An 18578-nucleotide genomic window follows, 5' to 3' on the forward strand; every position below is an offset into this window, starting at 1 on the left:
TACGCCCGCTTCTTACCGCGCTCATACCGTTCCCTTTACGCCCGGCCATGTGTCGGTCATCCACCCCCGCTAGCGTCCACTCCCGTGCACTTGGCAGAAACGCAGCGGGTGACACCCGGCCGGCGGACGCAGTCGGCGGTGTCCGCCCTCCCGGTTACCAACGCGGAGGTCCAAGGACCCCCCGCGCAGTGGCATCGCGTGCTCACCCTGCTCGCCGACGTCAGCCTGTTCATCGGGACGCGTACGGTGTGGACACAGGCGGCCACGCACCATCTGGTCCTCGCGGCCGCGATCTCGCTCTGTTACGCCTCGATCCTGGTGACCGGCGTGCTCGCCCTCACGGTCCGCCGTACGCGTTCGCTGGCCCGCCTGGACCTCGTGGTGCTGGGGACGGCGATCGTCCTCACGCTGTGCACCTGGGCGCTGAACCACGCCGGCGGCGACGAGGCGGTCCTCACGACACAGGCCGCGCACGAAATGGTGGGCGGGCACCAGCTGTACGACCACCCGTGGCCGTGGCTCTTCCGCCTCAAGGGCGTCGCCCTGACGGCGACGACGACCGGCGGTTACGACTTCACCTACGGCTATCCCCCGCTGACCCCGCTGATCACCGCTCCCTTCCTGTGGCTGGGCCACAACGGGGCACCGGCGACGGCGGCGGTGACGGTGGTGCTGATCGCGGGCACGGTCGTGCTGTGGCGGCTGCTGCCGACGCCCTGGCGCTCCGCGGCCACGATGCTCTGTCTGGGTTTCGGTTTCCTGCCGATGTACGCCCGTCAGGGCTATCCGGCGATCGTCGGTCTGGTCCTGCTGGTGCCGGTGGTGGTGCGCTGGCCGCAACTCGGCGCCGGGGGCCGGCTGGGCCCGGCCGGGATCGCGCGGGCCGCGTGCCTCGGCGCCGCGTGCGCGGCACAGCAACTGCCGTGGTTCGTCACGCCGTTCCTGCTGACCGGGATCTATGCCGTGCGCCGCGGTGAACTCGGCGGGCGTCAGGCCGCACGGGTGGTGCTGCGGATCCTCGGGATCGCGGTCCTCACCTGGCTGCTGATCAACGCGTATTTCATCGTGACCGAGCCGGGTCCGTGGCTGGGCGGCATCGCGCTGCCGCTGACCCAGGGCGCGGTGCTGCACGGCCAGGGCCTGGTGAGCATCTCGCTGTACTTCACCCACGGCAGCGACCGGCTCGACTGGTACGGCCACGCGAGCATGCTGCTGGCCGCGGCCCTGCTGGCCCTGTTCGCGCTGTTCGTCCGGCGGCTGGGTCCGGCCGCGACCGTACTGCCCTGGTGCGCCTTCTATGTGGCGACCCGCTCCCAGGACGGCTACTACCTGCTGATGACGCCGCTGTGGCTGGCGGCGGCGATCACGGCGCCGCTGTCGGACTTCTCGCGGGCCTGGCAGCCGCGGCCCCGGTGGCTGACCGGCACGCGCCCTCGGCCCGCCCTGGCCGCGGCCGTGGTGCTGCTGGTGGCACCGGCCCTGGTGAGCGCGACCCTCGCCGTGACGGGCAGGCCGCCGCTGCGGATGGACATCACGGCGGTCCGGCGCCCGTCCGCGCACACGGTCTCCGCGATGTCCGTGAAGGTGACCAACACCGGCGACGACCCGCTCACCCCGCACTACATGATCACCACGGGCCAGGGCATGAACCGGTACTGGACGCAGGTGCGCGGACCGGCCACGATTCCCGCCCACACGACGGCGACCGTCGAACTCCGGGCACCGTCCGGGAGGTTCCAGGTGCCGGCGAAGAAGAGCACCCGGCTGCGGCTGCGCGCGTTCACGGCGACCCCGCAGACGCTGTCCACGCGGGACGTGAAGCGGGCCGAACTCGACCCCGAGGGCTGACCTCAGGAGGCCGTGCGGGTGAAGCGGAGCCCGGCCGTCACCGTGGTCAGGCCGCGCATCATGCCCAACTGGTTCCAGCCCATGCCGAACTGCTCGCGGTCCACGGTGAACTCCGCCTCCAGGGTGACCGCGTCCGCGCTCGCGCCGGTCAGGTGCGCGGTGAGGCTCACGGGCCTGCTGACGCCCCGCACGGTCAGCTGACCGGTGATCCGCACGCCGTCGCCGTCGAGGCGGTCGGCGCCGCGGACGGCGAAGGTGATCTCCGGGTGGGTGCCGGCGTCGAGGAAGTCGGCCGAACGCAGATGGGTGTCGCGCTTGGCGTGCCGGGTGTCCAGGGAGGCGGCGTCCACGGTCACGGTGCCGGTGGCCGAGCCGTCGGGCCGTACCTCGCCCGCGCCTGTGACGGCGGTGAAGGCACCCTTCACGGTGACCAGGCCCCACAGGGTCTTGTGCCGCAGCGCCACGGTGGATGCGGCCGAATCGAGCTGCCAGGTGCCTGTCTGCACGGCGACGGTCATGGTCGTACTCCCGAGTCGAGTGGTTCAAATTTGGATGAGCAAGCGCCACGCTAGACGCTCATCCAAAATTGAACAACCTACTCGTCCAAATTTGGACCACAGGTAGACTCGCCTTCATGCACGACTCCGACGCGCCCCCTGCCGACCGGCCGCAATGCCCCGCCGCCGGCGCCGGCCTGCTCCCCGCCGAGCTGCGCGCTTGGATGATCCTGCTGGCCGCGACGGGCACCGTGGAACAGCGGCTGCGGTCGGTCGTGAAGGAGACCCTCGACGTCTCCCACGACGAGTTCCTGATCCTGTGTCTGCTGGCGGAACAGCCCCGCACGGGACTGCGCATGACGCAGGTCGCCGACCTCCTCGGCCGCCCCAAGACCCGGCTCACCTACCAGATCGCCTGCCTCCAGCGGGCGGGGCTCGTCACCCGCACGTCGGTGTGCGGCGACAGGCGCGGTGTGCAGGTCGCCCTCACCGACAAGGCCCGTGACCTGCTGAGCGAGAGCTCCGCCCTGCTCACCGGGACCGTCCGGCAGGCCCTCGCCGACTCCATGGGCCCCGACCAGCGCGCGGCCATGTGCGCGCTCGTACCGGAGCTGCCGGACCCGGACGAGGAGCCCTCCGGCGACTGAGCGGCACAGGTCACAACCGCAAGGAGGGAAACCTCACAGCCCCTGCCCTGCACTCACTTGAGCATGCTGCCCTAGCATCCGAGCCATGACGGTCCTGCCTGACGACGGGCTCTCACTGGCCGCCGAGTTCCCTGACGCGACACACGAGCAGTGGCAACGCCTGGTCGAGGGTGTGCTGCGCAAGTCGGGCAAGGAAGTCTCGGGTGAGGCAGCTGAGGACGCTCTGTCCACGACGCTTGAGGACGGGCTGCGCACCCGGCCCCTCTACACCGCGCGCGACGCCGCGCCCGACCCCGGCCTGCCCGGCTTCGCCCCCTATGTACGCGGCACCCGCCCCGAGGGCAACACCGCGGGCGGCTGGGACGTACGGCAGCGGCACACCGCCCTCACTGAGGACGCCGTCCTGGCCGACCTGGAGAACGGCGGCACCTCGCTGTGGCTCGTGCTGGGCGAGGGCGGCATCCCGGTCGACGCGCTGGGCCGGGCGCTGGAGGGCGTGTACCTCGACCTGGCGCCGGTCGTCCTGGACGCGGGACGGGACACCGAGCAGGCGGCCGGGACCTTGCTGCGGCTGTACGCGGACAAGGGCGTCGACGCCAAGGCCGTACGCGGCAATCTGGGCGGCGACCCGCTGGGGTACGAGGCCCGCACCGGCACCCCGCTGGACTTCGCGCCGTACGCGGCCCTCGCCGCGCGCTGCGCCGAGCAGTACCCCGGGCTGCGCGCCCTCACCGTGGACGCGCTGCCGTACCACGAGGCGGGCGGCTCGGCCGCGCAGGAGCTGGGTGCCTCGCTCGCCACCGGCGTGGCGTATCTGCGGGAGCTCACCGAGGCGGGGCTGAGCGCCGCACAGGCCGCGGGACAGCTGGAGTTCCGTTACGCGGCCACCGCCGACCAGTTCCTCACCATCGCCAAGCTGCGTGCCGCGCGCCGGCTGTGGGCCCGGGTCGCCGAGGTCTGCGCGGTTCCGGGCGCGCAGGTGCAGCACGCGGTGACCTCGCCGGTGATGATGGCCCGCCGCGACCCGTGGGTGAACATGCTCCGCACGACGGTCGCGACGCTCGCCGCCGGGGTCGGCGGTGCCGACTCCGTGACCGTGCTGCCGTTCGACCACGCGCTCGGCCTGCCCGACGCGTTCTCCCGGCGGATCGCGCGCAACACCTCCACGATCCTCATCGAGGAGTCCCACCTGGCCCGGGTCATCGATCCGGCGGGCGGCTCCTGGTACGTGGAGCGGCTGACCGACGAACTCGCGCAGGCGGCCTGGCAGTACTTCCGGACGATCGAGCGCGACGGCGGTCAGGCGGCCGTACTGCGCTCCGGCCGGCTGCGCACCGACCTCGCGACGACCTGGGCGGAGCGCTCCAAGAAGCTCGCCAAGCGGCGCGAACCCATCACCGGCGTCAGCGAGTTCCCGCTTCTCGCCGAGAAGCCGGTGGAGCGCGAGCCCGCGCCCGAGCCGCCGTCCGGCGGTCTGCCGCGGGTGCGCCGCGACGAGGCGTACGAGGAGCTGCGCGCCCGTTCCGACGCCCACCTGGCGAAGACCGGCGCCCGCCCGCGCGTCTTCCTCGCGACGATGGGCTCGGCCGCCGCGTACACCGCGCGCGCGACGTTCGCCTCGAACCTCTTCCAGGCGGGTGGCATCGAGCCGGTCACCGAGGGCCGCTTCGAGGACAGCGGCGCCACCGAAGCCGTGCTGTGCTCCAGCGACGCCCTGTACGCCGAACAGGCCGAGCAGACCGCCGAGTCGCTGCGTGCGGCGGGCGCCCGGCACGTGTTCCTCGCCGGCCGCCCGGCCGAGTACTCCGGCATCGACTCGTACGTCTTCGCGGGCTGCGACGCCGTGGCCGTGCTGTCCGCGACCCTCGACCGCATGGGAGTGTCCTGATGGGAATCCCCGACTTCGCCGGCATCGAGCTGGGGACGCCGGTCGCCGACGGCAGTGCCGACGAGTGGCATGCGGCGACCGGCGGCGAGAAGCAGGTGTGGGAGACCCCGGAGGGCATCGGGGTCAAGCCGCTGTACACCGGCCGTGACCTGGAGGGCCTCGACTTCCTGGGGACGTACCCCGGTGTCGCGCCGTATCTGCGCGGCCCGTACCCGACGATGTACGTCAACCAGCCCTGGACGATCCGCCAGTACGCGGGCTTCTCCACCGCCGAGGAGTCCAACGCCTTCTACCGGCGCAACCTGGCGGCCGGTCAGAAGGGCCTGTCGGTCGCCTTCGACCTGCCCACGCACCGGGGCTACGACAGTGACCACCCGCGTGTGACCGGCGACGTCGGCATGGCGGGCGTGGCCATCGACTCCATCTACGACATGCGGCAGCTGTTCGACGGGATCCCGCTGGACAGGATGACCGTGTCGATGACGATGAACGGCGCCGTGCTGCCGGTGCTCGCGCTGTACATCGTGGCGGCGGAGGAGCAGGGCGTACCGCCCGAGAAGCTGGCCGGGACCATCCAGAACGACATCCTCAAGGAGTTCATGGTCCGCAACACCTACATCTATCCGCCGAAGCCGTCGATGCGGATCATCTCCGACATCTTCGCGTACACCTCGCAGCGGATGCCCCGCTACAACTCCATCTCCATCTCCGGCTACCACATCCAGGAGGCCGGCGCGACGGCGGACCTGGAGCTGGCGTACACGCTCGCGGACGGTGTGGAGTACCTCCGGGCGGGCCGGGAAGCGGGCCTGGACGTGGACGCGTTCGCGCCGCGCCTGTCCTTCTTCTGGGCGATCGGCATGAACTTCTTCATGGAGGTCGCGAAGCTCAGGGCGGCCCGGCTGCTGTGGGCCAAGCTGGTCTCCCAGTTCGAGCCGAAGAACACCAAGTCCCTGTCGCTGCGCACCCATTCGCAGACGTCGGGCTGGTCGCTGACCGCGCAGGACGTGTTCAACAACGTCACGCGTACGGCCGTGGAGGCGATGGCGGCGACCCAGGGGCACACCCAGTCGCTGCACACCAACGCCCTCGACGAGGCCCTCGCCCTGCCGACCGACTTCTCGGCGCGCATCGCCCGCAACACCCAGCTGCTCCTCCAGCAGGAGTCGGGCACCACCCGGGTCATCGACCCGTGGGGCGGCAGCGCCTATGTGGAGCGACTGACGTACGACCTCGCGCGCAAGGCCTGGGCGCACATCCAGGAGGTCGAGCAGGCGGGCGGCATGGCACAGGCCATCGACGCCGGCATCCCGAAGCTGCGCGTGGAGGAGGCCGCGGCCCGCACGCAGGCGCGGATCGACTCGGGCCGTCAGCCGGTGATCGGCGTGAACAAGTACCGCGTGGAGAACGACGAGGCGATCGAGGTCCTCAAGGTCGACAACTCCTCCGTGCGCGCCCAGCAGATCGAGAAGCTGCGGCGGCTGCGCGCGGAGCGGGACGAGCAGGCCTGTCAGGACGCCCTGGACGCGCTCACGCGGGCGGCCGACGGCAAGGAGAACCTGCTGGAGCTGGCGGTGCGCGCGGCCCGCGCCAAGGCGACGGTCGGTGAGATCTCCGACGCCCTGGAGAAGGTGTACGGCCGGCACGCGAGCCAGATCCGTACGATTTCCGGTGTGTACCGCAACGAAGCAGGCCAGTCCCCGTCCGTGGACCGCACCCGTGCCCTGGTGGACGCCTTCGAGGAGGCCGAGGGGCGCCGGCCGCGCATCCTGGTCGCCAAGATGGGCCAGGACGGCCACGACCGCGGCCAGAAGGTGATCGCCACCGGCTTCGCCGACCTCGGCTTCGACGTCGACGTCGGCCCGCTGTTCCAGACGCCCGAGGAGGTCGCCCGGCAGGCGGTCGAGGCGGATGTGCACGTGGTCGGGGTGTCGTCGCTGGCCGCCGGTCACCTCACGCTCGTACCGGCGCTGCGCGAGAAGCTCGCCGAGGAGGGCCGCGAGGACATCATGATCGTGGTCGGCGGGGTGATTCCGCCGCAGGACGTGCCGACGCTGTTGGAGATGGGCGCCGCGGACGTGTTCGGGCCCGGGACGGTGATCCCGGACGCGGCCTACGACCTGGTGCAGCGCCTGTCGGCCGACCTCGGCCACGACCTGTAGCCCCCGCATGGCTGCGATCGATCTCGACACGTATGTGAAGGGCGTGCTCGACGGCAGGCGGGCCCTGGTGGCCCGCGCCATCACGCTCGTCGAGTCCACCCGGCCGCAGCACCGGGCGCTGGCGCAGGAGTTGCTCACCGAGTTGCTCCCGCACAGCGGCCGGGCGCGGCGGATCGGTGTGAGCGGGGTGCCGGGTGTCGGCAAGTCGACGTTCATCGACGCGTTCGGCACGCTGCTGACCTCGCTCGGCCATCGCGTCGCCGTCCTCGCGGTCGACCCTTCCTCGACCCGCACCGGCGGCTCGATCCTCGGCGACAAGACGCGCATGGAACGCCTGGCGGTCGACCCGGCGGCCTTCGTCCGGCCCTCCCCCAGCGCGGGCACGCTGGGGGGCGTCGCGAAGGCCACCCGGGAGTCGATGGTGGTGATGGAGGCGGCGGGCTACGACGTGATCCTGGTCGAGACCGTCGGCGTGGGCCAGTCGGAGACCGCGGTCGCCGACATGGTCGACTCCTTCCTGCTGTTGACGCTGGCCCGCACCGGGGACCAGCTGCAGGGCATCAAGAAGGGCGTTCTGGAGCTGGCCGACGTGATCGCCGTCAACAAGGCCGACGGTCCGCACGAGCACGACGCGCGGGCTGCGGCACGGGAGTTGGCGGGTGCGCTGCGGCTGATGCACGGCAAGGAGGCGTTCTGGACTCCGCCGGTGCTGCACTGCAGCGCCCGCGAGTCGACGGGCCTGGAGACGGTGTGGGAGCGCCTGGAGCAGCATCGCACCCTGCTCGACTCCACCGGGCGGCTGGCCGCCAAGCGACGCGATCAGCAGGTCGGCTGGACCTGGGCGATGGTCCGCGACGAACTGCTCGGCCGGCTGCACGCCGACCCGGCGGTGCGCGACGCCGCGCCCGGACTCGAACGGCAGGTGCGGGAGGGCCGGTTGACCGCGACCCTGGCGGCGGAACGCATCCTGGCGGCGTTCGAGGGCCGTACGACTCCCCCGGCCGGGGCCTGAGCGCCGGGTTTGAGCCAAAGGCCGGGCACATGGCGGTCCGGGCTTGGTCCCAGCGGCGGACGGTTGGTTAGCTTGGGTCGGGTTCGGGCCGCGAGCACAACGTGACGTGCCACGAGCTGTCTTCATCGGAAGGGGGTCAAGACAGTAAGTGAGGACAACCGGTGAATACGTCGCGTTGCAGCGCAGATGCCTGGCCATCCTGCGTGATCTCGGCGTACAGCGTTCCCTTCCCTTCGAAGCGATACGTGAGCGGGTGGAGGAGCTGAGGGGCCGCCCTCTCGTGCTCCGGGAACTGCCCGAGGAGGTCGCGGCGACCGGGGTCTGCGGGCTGTGGATGGGCACCGACAAGGCCGACTACGTCTTCTACGAGGCCCGGACCGCGCCTTTGCACCGGGAGCACATCATCCTCCACGAGATCGGCCATGTGCTCTGCGATCACCACCGGGGCATCACCAACAGAGCCGAGGACCTGGCCGGTCCGCTGGTCGGCGATCTCCAGCTCCAGCCGCACGTCGTCAACCGGATCATGGCCCGGACCAGCTACACGACCAGCGAGGAACAAGAAGCCGAGATGATCGCCAGTCTGATACAGAGCGCCGGGAAGCCCGGTCGCCCGGCCGGCCCCCTGGGGCGACTCGGTGCCTTCCTGGGAGTGACGGCCGTTGACAGCGACTGAGCTCGCGGACCACGTCGGAGTCTGCAGCGTCGTCGTCCTGTGGATCGCCCTGGTCTGGCGGGCGGGTCCCGCGCTGCGCCTGCCGAACCAGCGGGGACTGTGGCTCACGGTCTTCGCCGCGACCATCGCCATCACGCTCTTCCAGCCGAAGGTCGTGGCCCGCTGCGCGGCCCTCGGCATCGGCGCCCACACGGTCTCGCTGACCCGTAACCTGATCGGCGTGCTGAGCGCGGGCCTGGTGCTCCTCTTCATCGTCGACTCCACCCGGGCCCGGCACCAGCGTGTCACCGTGATCCTGGGCCTGGTGACGGCGCTGGGTTCGCTGCTCGCGCTGGACCTGCTCGGGGTCACTCGGACGACTGCCCCGGCGTCGGCCCAGGGTCCGGCCACCGCCTCGTCCCTGTACTGGTTGATCCTCGCCGTCTCCCATCTGGCCGGGGACGCCGCCGCCGTCGTCGTCTGCTGGCCGTACAGTCTCAGGACGGCCGACCGTGACCTCGTGTGGTCACTGCGGATGTTCGCGATGGGCAGCGTCCTGGCCCTGGTCTTCTGGTGCGGCTACCTCTACCACCTCTACGTGCCCGACCAGGACCTGCTGCCCTACCTGTCCATGATCATCAGCGTGCACGGCTTCTTCCGCGCGGCCTCGCTGCTGGTGCCGACCGCGACCGCCCTCGCCCGGTCCATGGCGGCGCTGCGGACGGTCTGGCGGCTGTGGCCACTGTGGCGTGATCTGGTGGTCGCGGTCCCCCAGGTGGCCCTCGCCGGCCCGCAGCGCAGCCGGCTGCAGGCCGTGCTGCGTCCCCGCTCCTCGTGGTCGCTGCAGGCGCACCGGCAGATCATCGAGACGTACGACGCGCTCCTGGAACTGCAGCAGTACGTCCCGCCCCAGGCGTACGACACGGCGCACCGGCAGGCCGGCCGTGCGGGGATGCGGGGCGACCGCCTGGCCGCGGCGGCACTCGCCGGCGCGCTGGACGAGGCCCGGCGGGCCAAGCTCAGCGGCGCGCCGCCGTCCGACCCGCGCCCCCTGCCCGGCGTCGAACGCGGCAGCCCGGCGACACTTCTGGCGATCGCCAGGATGTGGCCGTCCCGCACCGGCCCGCTCCCCGCGGTGCCCGGCCCGCTGCGCGCCCAACGCCGCTGACCGGCAGCGGCGTCGGGCAGCACATACGGGGCACTGCCGCGGCAGGTGTCAGAGTCCGCTGCCGCCGCGCGGTGCGATGTGGTGGTCGAACGCGACGGTGCCGAGGTCGACGGCGGTGGCCCCGCCGTCGACGGTGAGCACCGCGCCGCTGACGAAGGACGCAGCGGGAGAGAGCAGCCAGCTGATCGCCTCGGCGACCTCACGCGGATCGCCCGGCCGGCCCATGGGCAGCAGCCTGGTCGCCTGCTCGTAGGCGGCCTCCATGCCGCCGTCCCCCAGGTCCGCCTCCTGTGCGAAACGCGCCATGCGCCGGTCGGCCATCTCGGTCCTGATCCAGCTGGGGCACACCACGTTGGCGCGCACCCCCTGCCGCCCGTAGTCGACGGCGACGGAACGGCACAGCTGCAGCAGGGCGGCCTTCGACGTGGCGTACGGGGCGTTGCTCGGGCCGTTGCGCAAGGCGGAGACCGACGCGACGCCGACCACCGCTCCCCGCGTCTGTACCAGGTGCGGCATCGCCGCGCGCAGGAGGAGCATCGGACCGGTGACGTTCGTCCGCATGACGTTGTCCCAGTCCTCCAGCGACAGGTCCCCGGCGGTTCCGCCGCGCCCGATGCCCGCGTTGAGCACCAGCCCGTCGAGGCGTCCATAGGTGTCCAGGGCCGCACGCACGAGACCGTCGACGGCGGCGGGGTCGCCCGCGTCGGACGGACACGCCAGTGCCCCGGTCTCCTTTTCGAGCCGCTGCAGCGGTTCGACCCGCCGTCCGGAGGCGACCACGTGGTGACCGCCCTCGCGCAGCAGCCGCGCGGTGGCTTCGCCGATGCCCGAGCCCGCGCCGGTCACGATGACAACTCGCTTGTCCGTCACTGTTCTTCGACCCTCTGTCCGAGATCACAAAACGGCTTCGATCGTAGACGGGGGCACAGATCGCGGGGTTCGCCACCGGCGATGTTCGGACAAGCGCGAGCGCGCGTCAGGTCAGCAAGCCGGCTCGGGTTGCGGTTCCGGTTGCCGCATCGGTGCGGCCGTCGGTTCCCAGAGTCTGGTGGTCCGCAGGTAGCCGTAGACCACCGAGGCCATTGCCAGGAGGAGAAGCGGCCCGGACACCCACGGATGTTCGGCCATCTCCACCGGCAGACAGCGGTACGACACCAGGAGCGCGGCGAACACCGTCGCTCCGTGGAGGACCAGCTGGATTCCCGACCGGTCCCAGCCGCGGCCGAGCGAGCGCAGTGCCGCCTCGATGGTGAGCGCGAACACCACGCCGGCGACGAGATCCACGCCGTAGTGGTAGCCGAATCCCAGGGTCGCGGTGAGCGTGGCGATCAGCCAGAACGTGCCCGCGCAGCGTAGCGTCCGTGGGCCCTTGCGGGAGTGGATGAAGATCGTGGTGGCCCACGCCGTGTGCAGGCTGGGCATGCAGTTGCGGGGGGTGAGCCCGTCGTACGGCACCGGGTGCGGGGGGCTGATCGGCGGTGGCGTGTGGGGCCACAGGTCGGCCACCGCCCAGTGCACGCCGCCGGTGCCGGAGGCGCCGGGGCCGTAGGCGAAGACCGGTCCGACCACCGGGAAGATCATGTAGATGGCCGGCCCGAGGAGGCCGATGACCAGGAAGGTGCGGACCAGATGATGGCTGGGGAAGCGGCGCTCGACCGCCACGTTCCGCAGCTGGTACAGCGCGACGACGACCGCGGCCACCGCGAGCTGCCCGTAGACCACGTGGAGAAGACCGGGGCCGATCGGGTCGGTGGCGTCGACGATCCGGCCCACCAGCCATGACGGGTTGCCCAGCGCGTGATCGGCGGTGGCCACGTACGGGTCGAGCACCGAAGGGCGGGCCTTCGCGGTGATGAACAGCCAGGTGTCGCCGGCCTTGCGGCCGGCCACCAGCAGCAGGCCCAGCCCGACGCCCTTGAGCAGCAGGACGCGTTCGGCGCCGGTGCGGCGTGTGACAGCGACGACGGCACAGCCCAGCATCACCCACAACGCGCCGTTGCCGACGGAATGGCCGTCGTCGGCCTTGGCGTCCACCGCCCACCGCACCAGCACGAAGACGATGTCGATGCCGATCGCGGCACCGGCCGCGATGAACCGTTGCCGCCAGGTGAGCACCACCATCATCAACGCGAGACCGCCGTACAGCGGCCCCGGTTTCGGGGCGAAGATCATCCCCTTCGCCTGGTCGGTGAGCGGCCCCGGCTGACCGTAGCGGCGTGCGGCGATCTCCAGCGCGATGAGGAATCCGAGAGCCGCCACACCCGCTGCGGCCCACAGCACAGTTCTGCCGTTTATTCGCGTAAACACCCGCGACGCTCTAGATATCAATCGTCCGGCCGATTTGTTCGATATGGGCTGAATAAAGGAAAAGCGATGAGGGTCGTCATCGCGAGGTCGAACATGCTATCGGAGCGGTGCGCGCGGCGTTCACGTGCCGGCGGGCAAGGTGGGGCGAAGGCGACCGACGGGAAGTACCGTGCCCATTCGGCCGGGGTGATCCGCGGGTACGCGCTGTCGCAGATGCGGGCGGCGATCCGGTCCGGGCCGGTGTCCCAGAGCCGGATCGTGAAGTCGTTGCCGCCGGTGGCCAGGGTGTCGCCGTGCGGGCCGAACGCCACGGCCGGTACCGGATTGGAGTGGCCGCTGAGGACGGCGGGAGTGGCCGCACCGTCCACGTCCCACAACAGGGTCTTGCCGTCCGCGGCGCCGGCTGCCAGCCGTCGGCCGTCCGGGGAGAAGGCCGGTCCGTAGAGCCAGGAGCCGGACGCCTGAAGCTGCCTCGTCTTCGCCGGGCGGCCGATGTCGCTGACATCGATCAGCCAGACCGTCCTGTCCGTCCGGTGGACGGCGGCCAGGCTCCGGCCGTCGGGGCTGAACACCCCACCGGTCAGCGGGTCGGACCGGAACGGTGACGGCAGTTCCCGGGGGCTGCGCGGATCGCCGATGTCCCAGAACCGCAGCGAGCCGGACTCGCCCGTGCTCGTCACCAGCGTGCGGCCGTCGGGCCGGAACGACGCCGTCGTGACGTTCGGCCCGCCCCGGGCGATCCGGCTCAGCGGCCGGGGACGGGCGGGATCGCTCAGGTCCCACAGTCCGCTCGCATCGTGTGCCCACACGGCCAGCAGGTGGCCGTCCGGGCCGAAGCCGGCCCCGCCGACTTCGCCGGCGTGAGGGGTGAGGATCGACGTGAGCCGCGGTCTGCGTGGATCGGCCAGGTCCCAGATGCGGACGGTGGTGTCCTCGCTGGCGGTGACAAGGGTGCGCCCGTCCGGGCTGAACGCCACGGACCGGACGAACCTGGTGTGCCCGTGCAGGACGGCCAGCGGCCACAGGGCCCGGCCGCCGGTGACCTGCCACAGCCGTGCGGTGCCGTCCCAGCCGGCGCTGGCGAGCAGGTGGCCGCCAGGGGCGAAGGCCACGGACGTGACCACGTCGTCGTGGGTGCCGAGCGACAGGTCCCGCAGGTCCAGCAGCCGGTCGGAGTCGGCGAGCATGCGGCTGTCCGGGCTGAAGGCCGCTTGGTAGACCCCGCCGGGAATCGCGCTGACGCGCTGCGGGTGTCCCGGGTCGGTGACGTCCCACAACAGCATGGACCCGCCGACCGAGACGAGTGTGCGGCCGTCGGGGCTGAACGCCACCGACCAGACGATCGTGGAATGGCCGAGCAGAACGGCCGGTGGCTGCATCCGCGGGCTGCTGCGGAGGGTCCAGATCCGTGCGGTGTGGTCCCAGCTGCCGGTCGCCACGGTCCGGCCGTCGGGGCTGAACGCCACCGAGGTCACCGTGTCGGTGTGGCCGCGCAGCACGTCGCGGTGGCGGGGATGCGCGGGGTCGGTGACGTCCCACAGCCTGGCGGTGGTGTCGCCGGTGGTCGCCAGTGTGCGGCCGTCCGGGGCGAACGCCGCCGAGGTGACCACGCCGGTGTGGCCGGGAAGGGTGGCCAGCCGCCGCGGATGCCGGGGATCGTCCACGTTCCACAGCCGCGTCGCGCCGTCGGTGTGGCCGGTGGCGATGACGTCGCCATCGGGCCGGAACGCCACCCACGTCGGCGCGCCCGGCTGATCCGGCAGAGTGCTCAGCTCGATGGGCGCTCGCCGGTTCGACACGTCCCACAGCCGCACCGATCGTTCGCTCGCCGCCGCCAGGATGCGGCCGCCCTGCCCGAACGCGACCGCGAGCAGCCGCCAGGGCTCGTGCAGGACCGCCAGCCGGACGGGGTGGCGGGCGTTCCCGACGTCCCACAGCCGGACCGTGCGGTCCCAGCTCGCGGTGGCCAGGACCGTGCTCTGCGGGACGAAGGAGATCGAGACCACGTCGGAGGTGTGGCCCGTGAGCCGGCTCGTGTACGGCGTCGGGAAGGTGCTCATCAGCTGATCACGGACGTCGTCGGTGGCTGCCAGCCGGTACGCGGCCAGGTTCAGCTGTGCGGCGAGAGCGGGGTTCTGCTGCCGCAGCTCGGCCGCGTCCTCGGCGGCCTTCCGCGCGATGGCCACGTTGCGCTGCCGGATGGCCGAGCTGCGCGAGCCGACGGCCAGCACGCCCGCGGTGGCCGCGATGACCACCAGTACGGTGAGCAGCGTGACCAGCTGCCGCAGCCGGACCGCCCGCCGTCTGACCGCCGCCATCTCGCCGGCCTGCGCCTCCCTGCTCGCGTCGAGGAAGCACCGTTCCCTGGACGTCAGCCGGCTGCCGTGCGCAGCGGCCAGGTCCAGTGCCGCGGCGAGGCGGGCACCCCGGTACAGGGCGTGCGGGTCGCGGTCCTGCGCCTCCCAGGCGGCGGTCGCGTCCGTGAGCTGACGGTGCAGAAGCAGCCGGTCCCGGTCTTCGGTCAGCCAGCCGCGCAGCCTCGGCCAGCACCGGATGATCGCCTCGTGAGTGATCTCGACGCACTCCTCGTCCAGCGTCACCAGCCGTTGCCGGGCAAGGGATTCGAGCACGAAGACGGTGTCGGGACCGGGGTCCAGCTCACTCCTGGTGATCCGGCGCCTGGTGTCCTCGGTACCGGCGCCCAGCGCGGTCAGCCGGAGGAACAGCGCTCTGGCGAGGTCCTGTTGCCCCGGCGTCAGCGCCCGGTAGGCGACCTCGGCGGTCTGCGCGAGGGCGTGCTGGATTCCGCCGGCCGCCAGGTACCCGTCCAGGGTCAGGCGGTTGCCGCTGCGGCGGCGCCAGGTCTCGGCCATCGCGTGGGAGACCAGTGGCAACGCACCCGGCTGACCGGTCGCGTCCGCGATCACGGCCGCCAGCAGCGGGCCGGTCACCGTGCAGCCGGCGATGCCGGCCGGCCGGGTGATGGCCTCGCGCAGCTCCTGGCTGTTCATCGGACCGACCGCGAGCTGCGCGTCGCGCATCGCCTCGACCAGCAGGGGGTCCCGGACGCAGTGGCCGTAGAAATCGGCACGCACGCCGAGTACCACCCGGGTCCGGCTGGTCGTCGCCGTCGTGGCCGCGATCAGCAGGGAGATGAACGCGTCCCGTTCGTCGCGGTCCCGGCAGAGGGTGAAGACCTCCTCGAACTGGTCGGCCACGATCAGCGTGTCGATGTCCGGCGGGCGGTCGGCCGTGGCCTGCCGGATCCGCAGGTGCAGCGTCGCGGGATCGTCACGCAGCTCGGTCAGCAGCGCGCCGGGCGCCTCACCCGTCGCCGCGGCCAGGCGGATCGCGCACTCCTCCACGGGGCGGGGCCCCGGTGTGAAGAGCAGCACCGGCCACCCCGATGCCCGCACACGGGCGATGAGCCCCGCCCGTAACAGCGAGGACTTCCCCGATCCGGACGGCCCGAAGACCGCGAGGAACCGGCGGTCACGCACCTTCGCCAGCACCTCGTCGGTCAGCCGCTCGCGCCCGAAGAAACGGTCGGCGTCTTCCGGCTGGAACGCCGACAGCCCGGCGTACGGTGCGCCCTGCAGGCCGGTTTCCCCGGGCTCCTCGCCGGGTGCGCCGACGGCGAGCTCGGCGGCGACCGCGTGCCATCGGGCTTCCCATGCGCGCCGGTCGCCCCGACACGCCTCCACGTACGCCAGCGTGACGCTCAGGCTTGGGAACGTGCGCCCGCCCGCAGCGTCCGACAACGTCGTGGACGAATAGTGCGCCCGTTTGGCCAGCAGCCGATACGGCGGCCGTCCCGCCGTCTCGCGCAGCTTCCGCAGTTCGGCCGCGAACCGTGTGAGCGGACCGGTGTCGGGGTCGAGCGGGCGTTCGGCGCGTGGCATGGCCTTCCTCTCCCGAGCCTTTCCCTTTCCCGAGCCTTCCGCAGCCGCGTTGTCCAGCTGTTGATGTCCGGCGTGCACGTCCCGGCGCCGGACAAACCCCGGCAGCTAGACAAGGGCCAGCGCAACCGCGCACTGGCTGTACGGAGGGAAGCATGAAAACTGCGCAACGACTGGTGCCGCTGCTGGCGGCCATCGGGCTCGCGGTCGGCGGTACCTTGGCGGCTCCGCCGGCATCCGCCGCGGCACCGCTGCTCAAGTCCAACATGAACGGACGGTGTGCCGACATCTTCGCGTTCCATCAGGAGAACGGCGCCTCCACCGTGACGTGGGACTGCACCGGCAACACCAACCAGCAGTGGTTCTGGGACGGTGAGCAGATCCGTTCCAGCATGAACGGGAAGTGTCTGGAGATCTACGCCTTCGCTCCGGGCGACCTGGGCTCGGTGAGCATGTGGGACTGCGACGGCGGCATCAACCAGAGGTGGTTCCGCAACAACAACGAGATCCGTAGCCGGATGAACGGGAAGTGCCTCGACATCCTGGGCGGGCGTCCCGAGGCCGGCCAGCTCCTGGTGAGCTGGAGCTGCAACGGAGCGCCGAGCCAGAGCTGGGACTTCTGAACGGCGGCCCGGCCCGGCACATGATGTGCCGGGCCGGGCCACGGTCACCTGGCGGCGCGACACCCCGGGCCCGGCGTCGCGAAGCACCTTGCCGATCACAGGGACGAGACTTGCGCACCCCGCACGACACCGGGCCGGAACGGCCCGCAGTCACTCTCACGAGGTAACGGGGCCAGGCCCACGCCCATGTCAGGAACAGGGCGTCGCTCGCGAGCACACCCTTGGACATCCGTCCCTCCTGGCCGTCCTCGTTCACCAGCGCCGAGAGCATGCCCGGGCCGGGCCGCCGGGCGTAGCGGTCGAGCAGCTCGCCGGCGAACTGCCCACACTCCTGCACGGCCCGGCGCCCCCGGTCTGCCACCTCGCTGCGCCGCTTCCTTCACAGTGGCGCTTGTCGGCTGTGAGCGTGGGCGTGACCAGAAGAGGGCGCTGCATCGACGGTGTCGGCAGCAGGGTGTGCCCCGGTCGCCACGCCCTAAAACTCGTCCCGCCGGGGTGAGGCGATCTCCGGGCCGCTGAAGCCACCGATCACCAGGCCCCGCTCCGGCCGCCGTCCCGCCGTCCGGCCAACCCCGCGCTTGTGCCAGCCGGTCAACGGTTCGCATATGGCCCACCGGCGAGGAGGGCTGCCGCGACTTGTACGTCCTTCTCAACCCGCCGTCCGGTACGGCCCTGCTCAAGGCCCCAGCGCAGGAATTCAAGGCGTTCCTGCAGGAAACGGAGGCAGTGGTGCCGCGGGGGGCCGAGGTCGGCCACAGCGACTTCGACCGTTTGCTGGCGCACTTCCTCGCCGAAGGGTGAGTCCTTGCAGGGTGCGACCGGTCGAGAGCAGGTACGGCTCGTCCGGCACGGGGCGCCACCTCGCGCTCACGGCGGTAGTACTGGGCGGTATGGCCGCCTCGGTCAACGGATGGGTGATGCAGCTCGACGAGGCCGGCGATCTCCCGCTTCGGGAAGGAGATCGGGAACAAGCCGACGACCATGGTCATTTCACGGGTCGGCGTCACACGGCTGCCGTGCAGAGGCTGCGGAACCACCCCGCCGGGCGGTGTTCCCCGATGTGACGGGGGTGGCTCCCGCATGTTGCAGCCCGAGATCGCCCGACTGCGGACGCGGCTCAGAGGCCGGTGCCTGGGGCGCAGCGCCTCAGAAGGTGTGGCTCAAAGGCCGGCGTCCCGGCCGTCACGATCGCCGGTGAGCCGGCTTTCCAAACCCGTGATCAGGGTGTCCATCACGAGGCGGAACATGTGGTCCTGGTCAGGGCCTTCAGGAGCTACGTCCGCAGAGTCTGCACCCCCATCACCGTCTTCACCATCGTCAAAGCCGGGGGGCTTGAGGGTCGACCACTTGTGGAGCGAGCCGTTGAGTTCGGCGGCGAGGACACCGATGACGACGGCGACCATCAGCGCCGCGATCTCCGAGACCTCTGACTGCGGAACCCCGGCAGCCTGCACGATCGCGGTGAGCGCGGTCCAGAACGGGTCGTCGGGCTGGATGAAGTCGGGCTGGTGGCTGAACGAGTAGGCCATCAGTTCGGGGTGACGGTGCGCCAGGGTCCGGAAGTCCGTTGCGAGCAGGCGGATGCGCTCTTGCCAGGGAGCGTCCTCCAGCGTCACGGTGCGGAACTGGGCGCCGACCATTCTCGTCACGCCGCGCAGCACCGCTTCCTTGTTCGGCACGTGGTGGTACAGCGACATCGGGTTCGCGTCGAGCACGGTCGCGAGCTTGCGCATGGTGAGCGCCTCGACCCCGTCCTCGTCGATGAGCCGCAGGGCGGCGGCGTAGATCCCGGCCTCGGTCAGAGGCACGTCCCTCTTCCTCGTTCCCCGTGGGGGACGCCTCACCTTCTTTTCCATACCTCGTACGGTATCA

13 protein-coding genes and 1 pseudogene are annotated in these 18578 nt (G+C 71.4%); 9 read left to right on the forward strand and 5 right to left on the reverse strand.

Annotation, left to right across the window (positions count from 1 at the left end):
- The first annotated feature begins 84 nt into the window (after positions 1-84).
- Positions 85-1848, forward strand: a complete 1764-nt coding sequence (locus ACZ41I_RS31255) for a hypothetical protein (protein ID WP_468515633.1) — start codon at positions 85-87, stop codon at positions 1846-1848.
- 2 nt (positions 1849-1850) lie between these two features.
- On the opposite strand, the gene ACZ41I_RS31260 is transcribed toward ACZ41I_RS31255, so the two are convergent.
- Complete coding sequence (locus ACZ41I_RS31260) at positions 1851-2366, reverse strand: YceI family protein (RefSeq protein WP_399772240.1); 516 nt, start codon at positions 2364-2366, stop codon at positions 1851-1853.
- A 116-nt stretch (positions 2367-2482) separates the two neighbouring features.
- On the opposite strand from ACZ41I_RS31260, the gene ACZ41I_RS31265 reads away from it, so the two are divergent.
- The 6 genes from ACZ41I_RS31265 (at position 2483) to ACZ41I_RS31290 (ending at position 9877) form a co-directional block, all read left to right on the forward strand.
- Complete coding sequence (locus tag ACZ41I_RS31265; protein ID WP_468515634.1) at positions 2483-2992, forward strand: MarR family winged helix-turn-helix transcriptional regulator; 510 nt, start codon at positions 2483-2485, stop codon at positions 2990-2992.
- Positions 2993-3077: 85 nt separating this feature from the next.
- Complete coding sequence (locus tag ACZ41I_RS31270) at positions 3078-4880, forward strand: methylmalonyl-CoA mutase family protein (protein WP_399772245.1); 1803 nt, start codon at positions 3078-3080, stop codon at positions 4878-4880.
- Entirely contained in the window at positions 4880-7042 is a 2163-nt protein-coding gene (scpA, locus tag ACZ41I_RS31275) for a methylmalonyl-CoA mutase (protein ID WP_399772248.1), read from the forward strand. The genes ACZ41I_RS31270 and scpA overlap by 1 nt, the downstream gene beginning before the upstream one ends.
- Before the next feature lie 7 nt (positions 7043-7049).
- Positions 7050-8054 (forward strand): methylmalonyl Co-A mutase-associated GTPase MeaB, encoded by a 1005-nt coding sequence (gene meaB / locus ACZ41I_RS31280; protein WP_399772250.1) that lies wholly within the window; start codon positions 7050-7052, stop codon positions 8052-8054.
- Between the two features lie 148 nt (positions 8055-8202).
- Positions 8203-8730, forward strand: coding sequence for a regulator component (locus ACZ41I_RS31285; protein WP_363214729.1), 528 nt, complete (start codon positions 8203-8205; stop codon positions 8728-8730).
- Entirely contained in the window at positions 8717-9877 is a 1161-nt protein-coding gene (locus tag ACZ41I_RS31290; RefSeq protein ID WP_468515635.1) for an MAB_1171c family putative transporter, read from the forward strand. The genes ACZ41I_RS31285 and ACZ41I_RS31290 overlap by 14 nt, the downstream gene beginning before the upstream one ends.
- Before the next feature lie 48 nt (positions 9878-9925).
- On the opposite strand, the gene ACZ41I_RS31295 is transcribed toward ACZ41I_RS31290, so the two are convergent.
- From ACZ41I_RS31295 to ACZ41I_RS31305, 3 genes are all read right to left on the reverse strand, one after another.
- Positions 9926-10747, reverse strand: a complete 822-nt coding sequence (locus ACZ41I_RS31295) for an SDR family NAD(P)-dependent oxidoreductase (RefSeq protein ID WP_468324259.1) — start codon at positions 10745-10747, stop codon at positions 9926-9928.
- Positions 10748-10858: 111 nt separating this feature from the next.
- Positions 10859-12157, reverse strand: coding sequence for a phosphatase PAP2 family protein (locus ACZ41I_RS31300; protein ID WP_363214739.1), 1299 nt, complete (start codon positions 12155-12157; stop codon positions 10859-10861).
- 44 nt (positions 12158-12201) lie between these two features.
- Positions 12202-16086, reverse strand: a complete 3885-nt coding sequence (locus ACZ41I_RS31305) for an nSTAND1 domain-containing NTPase (protein ID WP_468515636.1) — start codon at positions 16084-16086, stop codon at positions 12202-12204.
- A 152-nt stretch (positions 16087-16238) separates the two neighbouring features.
- On the opposite strand from ACZ41I_RS31305, the gene ACZ41I_RS31310 reads away from it, so the two are divergent.
- Both ACZ41I_RS31310 and ACZ41I_RS31315 read left to right on the forward strand, forming a co-directional pair.
- A complete protein-coding gene (locus ACZ41I_RS31310) occupies positions 16239-16706 on the forward strand; it encodes an RICIN domain-containing protein (RefSeq protein WP_399772263.1) in 468 nt (155 codons plus the stop codon).
- 597 nt (positions 16707-17303) lie between these two features.
- Positions 17304-17507: pseudogene (locus ACZ41I_RS31315) on the forward strand (SsgA family sporulation/cell division regulator); the annotation flags it as partial.
- A gap of 359 nt (positions 17508-17866) precedes the next feature.
- Here ACZ41I_RS31315 and ACZ41I_RS31320 read toward each other — a convergent pair.
- Positions 17867-18514 carry a TetR/AcrR family transcriptional regulator gene (locus tag ACZ41I_RS31320; RefSeq protein WP_468515637.1) on the reverse strand — a complete coding sequence of 216 codons (648 nt, stop codon included), beginning with the start codon at positions 18512-18514 and terminating at the stop codon, positions 17867-17869.
- Between the last annotated feature and the right edge of the window lie 64 nt (positions 18515-18578).

The organism is Streptomyces sp. NPDC030799 (assembly GCF_055572255.1).